Below are 14,058 nucleotides of genomic sequence, written 5' to 3' on the forward strand. Positions count from 1 at the left end.
ATGGTGCGACGCGATAATTTTATTGATTAGCAAAAATGATCATATATTTGCTCTACTTTAATACATCTGTCGTTAATGCACTTGCCACTTTTGAAGAACCTGCATGCACTGTTATTGCTATGCCTCTTATTTCCTGTGGTTGCACGGGCACAGGAAGGAATGCCAGTGAACATACGTCCTTGCGGCGCCGATGCCTTACAGGAACGATGGCGGAAGGATGCCTCTTACCTGGCGCGGGAGCAGGCCATAAACAATGCTATCCTGAAGCGCCAATACATTACCACCCCAGGCTCGGTGGCTTCCTTTGCACCGGTAGTATTACCGGTAGTTTTTCATATTATCAACGAAGATCCGGCGGCATTTCCGGATGCGGCGGTGATAGCGGCGCTAAAGGAACTAAATGACGCCTATGCTGCCACCGGCGCGTTCACCGGCGCCCGTACCGATACCAAGATCCAGTTTTGCCTGGCTAAAACAGCCCCCGATGGTGGCAAAACCAGTGGCATTGTACGGACACATTCCTATTTATCTGATTTTGACAACGAAATGGAAGGCAGCGATCTTACTGCATTGGGTAAGTGGGACGGCAGCCGTTACATCAACATATGGGTAGTTACCGATATCAAGTCGGAGTATATGCAGGACTTTAACTGCGGCGTATGGACCCGTCTAAAAATGGGCGGTTATGCCAGCGCCGGTGGCGATATTGTGGTGGCAGGGTTAGGGGTAGGTGTGCTGGCGCATGAAATGGGACACTACCTGAGCCTGTTGCATACTTTTGCCAACAGGGACTGTAAGAACGACGATTGTTTGGTAGATGGAGATAAAGTGTGTGATACACCGCCGGAAAGAACGATTACCGGCGGATATGCCTGTTCCGCTCCGCAGAACTCCTGTAGTACCGATACCTTATCCGGGTTTACTACCGACGTGCCCGACCTGCCGGATAATTTCATGGACTATGGCCAGGGTACCGGATGTGTGTTATCATTTACGGCCGGGCAAGCCCAGCGGATGCACGATTTTATTGCCGTAGCCCTCACCGGAATGCTCGCCAGTACGGTTTGTAACGATCCCTGTACGGATAATATCATTGCTGCTTTTACCCGCGATATTGAATACCCCGTAGTAGGCGACAAGGTTACCTTTACCAGCACCGGTACGGGTGGGAATGCCTATCAGTGGCTGGTAGATGGCGTGCCACAGGGGAATGCCCCCACTTTACAGCTTACCGTAACACAAAAGAAGAATTATGAAATTATATTGCGTGTAACCAATACCGTGAACGGGTGCTTTGCCACCACCAATGATGTGATACAGGTAAGCTGCGGCGTGGTTGCCCGTTTCTGGCCCAGCAAGCGAAAGATTGCTTCTAAAGCCGGCTTTTCGCTGGACAGCGTGATGTTTCATAACCGGTCGCGCAACGCTACTAGCTGGAGCTGGTTGATGAGCAACGACAAGGGCATGGTGGAACAGGAAATCAGCACCATCGAACAACTTACATACGTTTTTAAAACGCCCGGCAATTACCATGTTCGTTTAGCCGCTACTGATGGACACTGTTTTGATACCTCCAATGTTGTACAGATTATTGTAGATGATCCTACGCCTGATGGTGCCGTATATGTGACTAAAGTAGAATGCTATCAGCAAACCAAAGTAAAGGTTACCTTATACTTCCATAATTTTGGTTACGATACCATCCCCAAAAACACACCAGTATCTTTTTACGATGGCGATCCCCGCAAGCCTGGTACGAAGAAGGTCGGTGCTGTATGGCCGCTGCCATCGGACCTTCCAGGTAAATGCTCCACGCCGTTGCTGTCTACCGTGGTAGATGCAGGCAGGGCAGGGATAGATACGCTAAGCGTAGTGCTGAACGATAATGGTTCCACTTTGCCATTACTTCTCCCCAATACCAGCCTCGTGGAAACCAACTATGGTAATAATATCGCCATAAAGAAAGGGTTTAAGTTCAGGGTGGTCCTGGATCCGGCAGATTTTACCCTGACACCGGAACAACAGGTGGTGTTAACACCCAAAGGCGTAAATGGTACCCTGCAAAGTGCCAGCTGGACGGGTAACTATCTCAGCTGTACTAGTTGTGTAACACCTACTTTTACGGCACCTTACCGGAAAGATACTGTGACTACCGACCAGGTGCTGGCCTACTCGCCCTATGCCTGTTACGATAGTGCCATTGCCACCCTGCATATCCCCGTGGTAGATGATTATACGGTGCAGGTGAAAAGTGTAGATTGTTCCCATGGAGATAGTTTGCATGTTACTTTCTCTCTTTGTAATGGCTATAAAAAGGGTAATATCCCTGCGCAGTTGACGGTGGCGTTTTACGACAGGACCCCGGGAGATCCTGCCGCCAACGTGCTGGGTAATGGGTTTATTACGCCTGTTGCCAGTACCGGCGCCTGTGAAGACTATGGCAGTGATATCAAGGGAACGTCTACCGGCAATGTATTTGCCATCGTGAATATGGATGCCCGGCCGCAGGTGCCGGAAACCGGGCTGAATGAAGCCGATTATCATAATAATACTACGCAATGGCAATACAAGCGGCCTACTGTATCTATCTTTCCACAAGATACCATGGTGATGCGGAAAGCAACGTTTCCGCTGCGTTACCAGGTATCCGCCTTTACACCCAGGGATATTTTATGGCAGAACGATAACGCCTATACGTTGAGTTGCTACACCTGTGCTGCGCCCCAGGCAGTGATGAAAGACAGCGCTTTTATTGGCGTGCAGCTGACTAACCGGTACGGTTGTACGATCAGGGACCGGCAGTATGTGCATATTTTCCCGCCGGATTTTACAATAGATCTGTTGCAGACCGACTGTTATGACAACCAGCATACGCTGGTGAAGTTTAAGGTGTGTACCGCCAATGGTTACGACAGCATACCGGCAAAATTGCCGATATCTTTTTATGATGGGGATCCAGCCAGCGAACGGACAGGCGTGTTGTTGCCGTTGTTTTATACGCCGGTGACAGATGGCGTTTGCAGGGAATTTACCACGGTGGTGGCCTCGCCACAGGGGCGGGACATTACGGCGGTTGTAAACCGGCAATCGGCCAACTATGTGGTGGAAGAAACAGATTATGCCAATAACCTGGCGAACATTGGTTATACGCCGTTTTCCGTTACCATGGACCGAACGTTGATTGAGCTTCCCCGGCCGGCGGCAACTGGGTTGCTGGCCATTGTAGAAGGAGGACCAGCTGTTTCTTACGCCTGGACGCCGGCTATAGGTTTGTCCTGCAGCAATTGCGTGGCTCCGGTGGCATCGGCTTTGTCATCTATGCGTTATACGGTGATGGCCGCCAACAAATATTATTGCACGGATACGGCATCTGTCTATATCAAAACATTCACCAATACAGGCATTACCATGCCTAATGCCTTTACGCCCAATGGAGATGGGCAAAATGATTGGTTTTATGTGATAGGCAGCTGGGATATTAAGATGATCCGGGACTTTTATATCTATAACCGGTCGGGAAATAAGGTATTTGAAGCGCATAACACGCCAGCCAACGACCGGAGCTACGGTTGGAACGGGATGATCAACGATAAGCCGGCAGCGATGGGTGCTTATGTTTATTACGCTACGGTAGAGTTTATGGATGGCAGTACACAGTTGGTAAAGGGTGCAGTGACGCTGATCCGGTAGTTGCGCCACATATCACATCGCACTGTTTAAAGCGCTGCAAAAGGTGTATCTTGACATCAAATCCTGTTATGTTTGTTATGAGAATATTGAAAGCCATTGTTCTTCTTTTCGCGACCTGGTTGCTGGCTGCCACGGCTTATGCGCAGGTGAAAGTACAGTTGATAGATCCTGCAGCTACGCAGGCGGGTATACAAACCGTTCATTCCCCACATATGGCGATGCAGCCAGCGGCGGGTACCAACCAGCATCGGCTGTTGCTGATGATTCCGGGTACCGGTGGGGCTGCAGTACATATGCGTTCTTTCGACAGCTGTTTTGCCGCCATGGGATATTATGTGATCAGCCTGGATTATATGAATAACGTGATTACTACCGTTTGTTCCAAGAGTGAAGACAGTACTTGTTTTGATCATTTCAGGGAAGAAATTATGTTTGGCACCCCGGTGAGTGACAAGGTAGCAGTAGATTCCATGAATAGTATTGTGCATCGTGTAACGGCGCTGTTGAAATATCTGGCAGGAAAAGATGCCGGTTGGAAAATGTTTTTAAAACAGGGGGGGCCGGCCTGGGATAAGATTGTTGTGGCGGGCCATTCACAGGGCGCCGGTCATGCTGCTTTTATGGGTAAACATTTCCGGATGGGCGGTGTGCTGTTATTTTCCGGACCACAGGATTACCTGCAACAGTTCCACCGGCCGGCCGGCTGGCAATGGGAACATGGATTGACGCCGGTAGGAAGGTATTATGCTTTCCTGCATGTACGCGATCCTTATGTGTTCGACTACCAGGCGCAGGATGTGGCAGCGGTTATAAGACCTGCGGCCGCAGATACCACCATGGTATCTCCCGGTGTAACGGTGGCGGGTAAACGGCAGATACTGGTGACCGATATAGACCGCAAAGATACGCATGGTTCCACCCTGAGTACCGAATTTGTGCCTGTGTGGCGTTATATGATCAGCAACGCAACAAAAAAATAGATTTATGCGCAAACTGGAAGCGGGCGTGTTTTTAGGAGAAGCGGATGGGGTGTTTCACCAGGAAGGGGTGATTGTAAGCAAGGCTGTTTACAGGCAGCCTCCCGTGTACCAGGGTTGGCATTATCATGAGCATCACCATTTAACGGTAGTGGTAAGAGGAGGAAACGTAGAGCATCGTTCCGTTAAGGAGAAAGAGGTGCTGGCCGGGCAAGTATTATTTTATCGTAGCGGGGAGTCGCATAAAAATAGCCATACCCAGTGTCCTTCCGTTAACATCAACCTGGAGATACCTGATAGCTTTTTAAAGCACTATGGATTGTCGTTCAGTGCGGTGGACCGTTTCCCGGAGCAACTGGAGCAGATGAAATATGCCGTGCTAAAGGCTTATCAGGCGTGTAAGCTGGGAGATGCGGCTCTCATTCCATCCCTGTTGTTGCCCGGGTTTACCGCGCCGCTGGTGCGTAAAGCCGAAATGCCGCCCTGGGTATTGCAATTGAAAATGCTGTTGAACGACCGCTGGAATGAAACATTGTCCCTGCAGGAGATGTCTGTTATCCTGGGCATACACCCGGTGACTATTTCCCGGTATTTTCCTGTTTATTTTAATTGCTCGCTGGGGGAATATATGCGCAAGATAAAAATAGACCGGGCGCTGGTAATGGTGCAAACGCAGGAAGCATCGCTTACTGATATTGCTTACAGCTGTGGATTCTTTGACCAGAGCCACTTTATACGGACCTTCAAGTCAGTTACCGGTTTTCTGCCCCGCCGGTACCAACAAATATAGCAGGCTAATTTTATACTATTTCAGGAAGGAAGAACATCGGATCTTTGGCAGATAAATTTTATAGGTATGAAAAGATTTATCTGGCTGGGATTGTACTGTATGCCCCTGCTGGTAAAGGCACAACAGGAGTTGGCCCCCAAAGAAGTAGCCAGGGCGGTAGACAGTGCTGCGGTCCTTATCAAACGTCACTATGTTTTTGCGGACAAAGGCGATGCTATCGCCAATCATCTTAAAGCGCAATATAAAGCCGGTGCTTTTAATCATCTGCCCAGCTGGAAAGCCTTTGACTCTATCGGCACTACTATACTGCATCAGTTTAGCCAGGATGGGCACCTGTATATGCGATACAGCCCTGAAAGAGTGAAGGGTATCCGTGCGCAGCGTGAGGAGAGTGGTGGCACAGATGATTTCTTTCACAGTCCGGAAGCGCGGGAGCACAATTATGGTTTCCGTGAGGTGAAGATATTGAAAGGCGATACGGGGTATATTAAACTGGACCAGATTAATATTTCAGCAGAGAGTTTGCCTGTATTACAGGCGGCCATGGCTTTTGTGCACCGTACCAAGGCGTTGATCATCGACTTGCGGGACAATGGCGGTGGTGGTAGTGAAATAGACCTGGTGTTTGAGGGGTGCTTTTTGCCGGCCGGCCTAACGTTGCTGGAGTCTTATGGCGGTACTGGGCCCGGAGAAGTAGATCGTACAGTGGCGGTAGATTCGGCCTATAGGTATGATGGCCCGCTATATGTATTGATTAACAAAAGAACCGCTTCCGCGGCGGAGGCGTTTGCCTATGTGATGCAGGCGCATCGCCGGGCGAAGATCATTGGCCAGGCGTCTGCCGGGGCGGCCAACCATAATGAGTTTTATGTGGTCAATGACCAGGTATTTATTTCTGTGTCGGTGATGGCAGCGGTATTGCCAGGTACCCGGAACAATTGGGAGTTGAAAGGTGTACAGCCGGATGTAGTAACAGCGCCCGGTGAAGAAATGAATCATTTGCAGTAAAAGCGTAACCTATAAAAAAGAAAGCCGGTTCTCAGTGCAGAACCGGCTTCTTTGTCATCACACACATCACTATCAAACTACACAGGAATGGTTCTAAGCATGGTTCCGTTTTCCTGAAAGCGACTATGCCAGCTAAGGGCCTCCTATAAGCCGTGGGCGTTTGGCTGCCTGCTTACAGGTATTGGAAAAATATTTGTTCGGTGCGTCGCGATAGCTGGCGTACACGCAATTATTTTGCGGAAACAAAATTACGCTGCCTGCGGGTGGCGGCTATGCGTTTTTGGGTCAATTCTTTGTTTGAACCGGCCAGCTTGTTATTGCGGGTATTTCGTTATATTTAGTGGGAGAGTCTATTTATTTCACCATTATTAAATTCCCTTCTTTATGAAGCGTATTGTTCTCGCATTATCATGTGTTTGTTTTTTAGGTATTTCCGGCGTACAGGCGCAGAGCATCCTGGATAAGGCCAAGCAGGCTGCCGGTACAGTACAAAGCCCTGCTTTGCCGGATGCAGGCAGTATATTAAGTCAACTTACGCCTGCGCTGGGATTAACCAATACGCAGCAACCCAAAGTACAAAGTTTGCTGACTACTTTTTTGAAGAAGAAGGCGACTATACTGCCCTTACAACAAACTAACCCCAGCGCCTATACGTCGAAGTTCGGTGGTTTGAAGAGCGGGCTTTTTTCCAAGCTGAAAACACTGCTCACGATCAGTCAATACACAAAATTACTGGGATTGAAGCCCAAGACCAATGATGTAACAAACGTGTTGTCACAACTTTTTTTCTAGCAGAATTTTTTAAGTAAAAGTTTAAAGCAACAATCGAAACACTTTTAGTGTTTCGATTGTTGCTTTTTTCTATCTTCGCGGGCGTTCGTTACCATTCCATGTCAAAGAAGAGAAAGAAGCAGAAAAAGCAAAAGACACAAAAGAAGAACCAGGGTTTCAGTAGTATAGTCGTTATTGTTATATTAATACTGGCTGCATTCGCCGTTACTACCTGTTCCCGCAAAATTCCCGGAGATCCGGGCAAATCTGCGCATACTGCAAAGAAAAAATCTCACCGGAAAAAAAATAATAAATCAGCTGCCCGCACAGCGCCGTTATTAGCGGAGGACTTTGAAGTGGGCAATAAAACCAATTACAACAATGGCGTAGTGACCTTGTTGAGTGGCCCCTGGAAATTCAAGGATGCCGTTACGGGTGCCCTGGACGAAGATCATAAAACCGGTAGCCAGGCATTGCGTATCAGGGACAATGGGATGGCGGTGATGAACTTTGATATCACCGTGAATGGTACTGTTACTGTAACGTTGAAGTATGCGCTCTATGGAGCAGATGAAAGCGGAAGTTGGGAGTTGTGGGCATCTGTGAACCGGGGACAAAGTTATGTTCGTATAGGCGCGCCAGTCACTGTTACAGCCGCTACTTTACGTAGTGCTGCCTTCACTGCTGCTACCAGCACAGGTACCATCCGATTTGATATCCGGAAAACGGATAAAGGCAATAGCAGGATCAACTTTGATGTGTTTCGGGTAGCTGCCGGCGGTCAATTGACTCCGGCTGCCCCAGACACGAAGCCTGCTGGTGGTGTTGGTGGCGACGATGATAATTTGTTGCTGGGAAATCCCAGTGGTGCTGCAAGTTCGCTGGTAATGGCCAACAATTACCTGATGGATAAGGGTTATTACAAGCTTTCTTATAACCGCGACCGGGGGACGCCCAATTGGGTGTGCTGGCATGTGTCGCGTAAAGACCTGGGGTCTATGTCGCGTGCCAATGATTTCAGGCCGGATGCTGATTTGCCGGTTGATTGGTACCAGGTAACGCAATCGAGCTATATAGGGAGCGGCTTTGACAGAGGCCATAATTGCCCTTCCGGTGATCGTACGGCTACACGCGAGGCCAATGAAGCTACTTTCCTGATGACCAACATGATTCCCCAGGCGCCTAATCACAATCAGCATTTATGGAAGAACCTGGAAGACTATACGCGGGAGCTGGTGATGGATGGTAATGAGGTGTATGTGATCATGGGAAGTTATGGCAGTGGGGGCGTTGGCAGCAAGGGAATGAGCAAATCAATAGACCATAGCAATATCATAGTGCCCGATCATATATGGAAAATATTGGTGATATTACCGGAAGGAAATAACGACCTGCAACGTATAGATAAGCATACCCGGATCATTGCCATAAATACACCTAATAAAAACGAGGTAAATACGAGATGGTCAGCTTACCTGACCACAGTGGATGATATTGAGCGGGTCACTCATTATAAACTATTAGACAAAATACCAGCAGCAGTAAGGCAGGAACTGATTAAAAAAATTGATACAGGAGAATAGTGGTTTTCGTGATCTAAAAAATATTATGTTGTTATGATAATTATATTATAAATTGCATAAAATTATTATGTTTTTCCATTCCAACATTTTTAGCCTTAGAAAACTCATGATAAATTCTGGAAAAGGCCAAACTGGCATAATTTTATTGAAAGTATCGTTGGAATGTAACTTATTGAATCCTTGGAACGTTATTAGTAATTACAAGCTAACTTGAAAATATAATTAGCCGATTTATTACAGCATTAAACCTACAATCTTAATTATATGCAACGCATGACTGGATACTACTATGCAGGTGAAAAAGCTCAGGACATAAAATAATGAAGGTAGGACGGCGTTATATGCTACAGAGATAGCGAGGTGAGTATTTTAAATATTAATTTTATATCTAATCTATATGGGTGAAAGAGTGTCGGTGGCCTTACTGATAACAACGTATAACTGGCCTGAAGCGTTAAAATTGGTACTTGATAGTGTTTTGGTACAAACTGTTTTCCCTGATGAGATCATCATCGCGGATGATGGATCTGGGACTCCTACGAAGGCTGTTGTGGATGCGTTCAGAAAAAAGACCAATATTCCGGTAAAGCACTTCTGGCACCCTGATGAAGGTTTCCGCAAAACGCTTATCCTTAACCAGGCTATCACCGGTACTTCTTCCAAGTATATCATACAGATTGACGGAGATATTGTTTTGCATGAGCTTTTCATACAGGATCATATCAGCGAGGCCGAGCGAGGGTATTATATCCGGGGAAGCCGGGTACTGTTACAGGAGAAGATCACCAAGCGTTGTATCCGCAATGGTAGTTTTGAACCTGTTTATACCCTTAGCAGCGATGTACGTAATAAATTTAACTCTCTTCGTATTCCATTCCTTTCTTATTTACTGATCAGGAGAACCAGCCGTTCCCGGAACTGGATTGGTTGCAATTGTGCTTTCTGGAAAGAGGACTTTATGAAAGTGAATGGCTATAACAATGAATTGTCGGGCTGGGGCCATGAAGATATAGAATTGGCGGCACGTTTCATTAACTCCGGGCTGCGTCAGAAAAGAGTAAAGCTAAAGGCGGTGTGCTACCACTTATATCACCCTTATAATGACCGGGGACAGGAAACGATTAACTACCGGGTGTACCTGGATACCTTGCATCGGGGGATTGCCTACTGCGCGAATGGTTATCACCGGCATCACCACCATCACCACCATCATCAGCATCAGTTGACCGACTAAAAATATTGATAAAAAAAGCGGATGTAGCCATATGGTTACATCCGCTTTTTTTATGCGTTATAGTTGCTTATGAGTTGGCAAATGTCTGCATATCTATCAGGCGTTTGTAAATACCGTTATTTTCCAGCAATTGGGTATGCGTGCCTTGTTCTGCTACGCGACCATCATCCAGTACAATAATAAGATCGGCATTTTGTATAGTACTAAGGCGGTGGGCAATCACCAGGGAGGTGCGGTTGAGCATCAGGTTATTCAACGCTTCCTGTACAAGTTTTTCCGATTCAGTATCCAGTGCAGATGTGGCTTCATCGAGCAGCATCAATGGGGGGTTGGATAGCACAGCCCGGGCAATACAAATACGTTGACGCTGGCCGCCTGAAAGCTTGGAGCCTTTGTCGCCGATATTTGTCTGGTAGCCGTTTTCTGTATTGAGAATAAAATCGTGCGCATTGGCGATCCTGGCGGCCGCTTCTACTTCAGCAGCCGTAGCATCCGGTTTTGCGAAGGCGATGTTATTGAAAATGGTATCGTTGAAGAGGATAGATTCCTGGTTCACCACGCCCAACAGGGAGCGGAGCGACTCCATGGTAACCGCTTTCAGGTTTTTTCCATCCATCGTTATATTTCCGGATTGCGGGTCCATAAACCGGGGAATTAAATCCATCAATGTGGATTTACCGCCACCAGAAGGGCCAACCAGCGCCACAGAAGTGCCTTTCGGGATCGTAATATTTATATTGTCCAATATTTTTTTATCGCCGTAAGAGAAGGATACATTTTCAAAGCGGATGGCATCATTAAAGCCGGTCAGTACTTCCGCGCCCGGCAGGTTGTTGATCGCTGGTTTTTCATCGATCAGCTGCAACACCCGTTCGCCTGCAGCCACGCCCGAATGGATATTACTGAATGCAGTGGATATCGCTTTAGCAGGGCGCATGATCTGGGAGAAGAGGGCAATATATACGATAAAGGTAGAACCGTCCATATCCCCCTGGTTGTTGATAATAAGGGAACCGCCATAAAACACGATAAAGGCCACCATCAATACGCCAAGCGTTTCAGAAACGGGAGAAGCCAGTTGTTGCTTTTTAGCCATAGAGCGCGTAATCTTTGAATAGCGCCTGTTTTGTCCTTCGAAGCGATCGGTAATAAACTTAACCGCATTAAAGGCTTTTACGATGCGGATCCCATTCAGTGCCTCATCGAGGTAGCTGATCATGATGCCATAAGTTTCGTGGGAATCGGTAGCCTGTGTTTTTAACCGTTTTACAATCCTGGATATGACCAGGCCCGCCACCGGGATAACCAGCATGGAGATCAGCGTGAGCTTATAAGAAATCAGGAAAAGCATTACCAGGAAGGCTATCAGCTGGGCTGGCTCCTTGAATAATACCTGGAGTGTGCCGGTAACGGAAAATTGTACAACCTGTACATCTGAAGCGATTTTAGAGATAATATCACCTTTGCGTTCATTGCTGAAATACCCCAGGTGCAGGTCCATTACATTGTTAAACACTCTTCTGCGCAGGTTCAGCAAGGTTTGAATGCGAAGGTTTTCCATGGTGCGATCGGCGAAGTAGCGGAACAGGTTGCCCAACAACACCGAGGTAGCAATGGTAATACACACAAACTTTAAGCTGGTGAGCCGCCCATATTCTACGGATATAAGAGAGGTATAGTGTTTAAATATCTCAAAAAGTTTGAAATAATTATCCGGCATCGGGACCACTTTCGTTACGGGCACCTTGCTAAACAACGTGTCGAGCAAAGGAGCCAGCAGTGCGAGATTGAGGGTGCTGAATATAACAGACAGCAGCGTGCAAATAATATAGGGGAAAGCAAATTTATTAATAGGCTTCGCAAATGATAAAAGTCGGAAGTATGTCTTCATGTTTAAATAATAATCAATAATGATTGGAACGGTGCATAAAAAAAACCGCATCGTTGCTGATGCGGTTCCTTAAGTTTTAATTTCCTATTTATCAATAACTTAAAGAATTATTTTTTGAACACACATTCAAGCCTGCAGATCACCAGTAAATACTGTGATCAATCTCCAAAAATAACCCTTTTGCCTCAATTGTCAAAAGATTTACGTGCGGGGCGGCAATTTCCGCTGATAAGGTTTTGCCTGTCTTGTCAGCCTGCGTAAGTTTCAGTAACTTTAAATACCCCTATTTATCCTCCATTAAATTCAAATAGCCATGCACCCGGAAACCCCTACAGTTCTGAAAAAGAAGGCTGCCGTTGTGGTAGCTCATCCAGATGACGAAACATTATGGGCCGGTGGAACGATCCTGTTTCACCCGCAATGGGATTGGACTGTGGCAGGGCTTTGCCGGGCCAGCGATCCTGACCGGGCGCCGAAATTTTTCAAAGTATTACAGGCATTAGGCGCACAGGGTGTATTGGGAGACCTGGAAGATGGGCCGGAACAGACGCCTTTGCCGGAAGCTGAAGTAGAACACCAGGTACTTTCTTTGTTGCCTGCACAACATTATGATCTTATTATTACGCATCATCCACAGGGAGAATATACCCGGCACCGGCGTCACGAAGAAGTGAGCAGGGCAGTGATTGCCTTATGGGCGGCAGGAAAATTGGAGGCAACAGAACTATGGGTATTTGCTTATGAAGACGGGCAGCGGGCTTATTATCCGGAAGCAGTGCCGCAGGCTACCATTTACCATGTACTGGAGAAAGAGATCTGGCAGCGGAAATATGCGTTGATGACTAACACGTACGGTTTTAGGGAAGATAGCTGGGAAGCAGCCACCACGCCTTTGGCAGAAGCATTCTGGTGTTTTCATCATCCTCAGGAAGCCCTGCAGTGGCTTCATACTTTATCTGCATCGTTATGAGAATACTTTTGTTATACGACTATCCGCCAGCCCCGGGAGGACTGGCCACACAAGGCAATTTATTGTACCAGGGTTTACTGGACATCGGCGTAGAAGCACATGCTGTGCATTACGATTCACCCCTGGAAAAAGAGTGGTATTACCAATGGTTTAAACCAGACATCGTATTGGGTGTTGGTTACTGGGGATATACGCCACAGCTGGTGCTGCATCCACAGCAATTTGGTTTGCAGCCGGTCCCCTGGCTGGTAGCAGATGGTTATATCGCCAACTACCAGGAGGTATTAAACCAATTGCCGTTGATATTAGTCACCTCACAGTGGGTAAAGGAAATGTATATACGTGATGGCATCTGCGGCGATCGCATCGTGGTATTACCGGTAGGGTGCAATACCGACCTGTTTACACCCTTGCCCAAAGAACATCCCAGGGTGAGCGCCGTTCGCGCTTCATTGGGGGTAAAGCCGGATGAGCTAATGCTGCTGACCGTAGGAGGGGACGCCTGTTCCAAAGGGGCCAGGGAAGTAATGCAGGCGCTGGCAAGATTAGCCGGCGACATACCCTCCAACTGGAAATATATTTGTAAAGTATGGCCGCAGCCACGTACCCGGCTGCAAAATGAGCTGGATATGGAGTTGGCGCGACAGTTGGGACTAGAACATAAAATACAGTATGTGACCAGTATCGTATCCCGAAACTATATGCCGTACCTGCTCAATGCCTGCGACCTGTACGTGGGGCCGTCGAGGTTAGAGGGTTTCGGCATGCCGCAGGTAGAAGCCGGCGCCTGTGGTAAGGCGGTGATCGGTATTCAGGCCATGGGGATGCTGGACACGTTGGTACATGAAGAAACAGCCCTGATGGCTGAAGTAGCCGAGCAAATTGTAGTGAATGAAGTCATCCTGGGGCTGGAGTCCGGCTACCCGGAAAATCATAAAGTGGTATTCGGTACGCCACGTACGGTAGATTACCGTGCAGACATCAACGATATCCGCGCGCATTTGCAACGATTAATGAATGATGAAACTTACCGGGGCCAACTGGGACACGCAGCACGGCAGCGGGTAACCTCCAAATTTGATTATCGCACGGTAGCCCGGCAATTTGTGCAGATACTGGAAGAAAAACTTAATATTCATTGAAC

At 47.6% G+C, this 14,058-nt stretch carries 10 protein-coding genes; 9 read left to right on the forward strand and 1 reads right to left on the reverse strand.

Features of this window, described 5'->3' with window-relative positions:
- Positions 1 to 75: 75 nt before the first annotated feature.
- The 7 genes from FHW36_RS13690 to FHW36_RS13720 all read left to right on the forward strand — a co-directional run bounded on the left by FHW36_RS13690 (position 76) and on the right by FHW36_RS13720 (position 10,053).
- Complete coding sequence (locus FHW36_RS13690; RefSeq protein WP_145669797.1) at positions 76 to 3,690, forward strand: T9SS type B sorting domain-containing protein; 3,615 nt, start codon at positions 76 to 78, stop codon at positions 3,688 to 3,690.
- Between the two features lie 77 nt (positions 3,691 to 3,767).
- On the forward strand, positions 3,768 to 4,670 hold the full coding sequence (locus FHW36_RS13695) for a BPSS1187 family protein (protein ID WP_145669799.1): 903 nt from the start codon (positions 3,768 to 3,770) through the stop codon (positions 4,668 to 4,670).
- A gap of 4 nt (positions 4,671 to 4,674) precedes the next feature.
- Entirely contained in the window at positions 4,675 to 5,457 is a 783-nt protein-coding gene (locus FHW36_RS13700; RefSeq protein ID WP_145669801.1) for a helix-turn-helix domain-containing protein, read from the forward strand.
- A gap of 66 nt (positions 5,458 to 5,523) precedes the next feature.
- Positions 5,524 to 6,465, forward strand: coding sequence for a S41 family peptidase (locus FHW36_RS13705; protein ID WP_145669803.1), 942 nt, complete (start codon positions 5,524 to 5,526; stop codon positions 6,463 to 6,465).
- A gap of 384 nt (positions 6,466 to 6,849) precedes the next feature.
- Positions 6,850 to 7,257 (forward strand): hypothetical protein, encoded by a 408-nt coding sequence (locus FHW36_RS13710; RefSeq protein WP_145669804.1) that lies wholly within the window; start codon positions 6,850 to 6,852, stop codon positions 7,255 to 7,257.
- 98 nt (positions 7,258 to 7,355) lie between these two features.
- Entirely contained in the window at positions 7,356 to 8,819 is a 1,464-nt protein-coding gene (locus FHW36_RS13715) for a DNA/RNA non-specific endonuclease (protein ID WP_145669805.1), read from the forward strand.
- 397 nt (positions 8,820 to 9,216) lie between these two features.
- Positions 9,217 to 10,053, forward strand: coding sequence for a glycosyltransferase family 2 protein (locus tag FHW36_RS13720; protein ID WP_145669806.1), 837 nt, complete (start codon positions 9,217 to 9,219; stop codon positions 10,051 to 10,053).
- Between the two features lie 67 nt (positions 10,054 to 10,120).
- Here FHW36_RS13720 and FHW36_RS13725 read toward each other — a convergent pair whose 3' ends face one another.
- The gene (locus FHW36_RS13725) at positions 10,121 to 11,944 is read right to left on the reverse strand and encodes an ABC transporter ATP-binding protein (RefSeq protein WP_145669808.1); all 1,824 of its coding nucleotides are present in this window, start codon (positions 11,942 to 11,944) and stop codon (positions 10,121 to 10,123) included.
- Between the two features lie 313 nt (positions 11,945 to 12,257).
- On the opposite strand from FHW36_RS13725, the gene FHW36_RS13730 reads away from it, so the two are divergent.
- Entirely contained in the window at positions 12,258 to 12,914 is a 657-nt protein-coding gene (locus FHW36_RS13730) for a PIG-L deacetylase family protein (RefSeq protein WP_145669810.1), read from the forward strand.
- Positions 12,911 to 14,056 carry a glycosyltransferase family 4 protein gene (locus FHW36_RS13735; RefSeq protein ID WP_145669811.1) on the forward strand — a complete coding sequence of 382 codons (1,146 nt, stop codon included), beginning with the start codon at positions 12,911 to 12,913 and terminating at the stop codon, positions 14,054 to 14,056. The genes FHW36_RS13730 and FHW36_RS13735 overlap by 4 nt, the downstream gene beginning before the upstream one ends.
- The last annotated feature ends 2 nt before the right edge of the window (positions 14,057 to 14,058 follow it).

Source organism: Chitinophaga polysaccharea (assembly GCF_007829335.1).
In the GTDB taxonomy this organism is placed as follows: Bacteria; Bacteroidota; Bacteroidia; order Chitinophagales; family Chitinophagaceae; genus Chitinophaga; species Chitinophaga polysaccharea_B.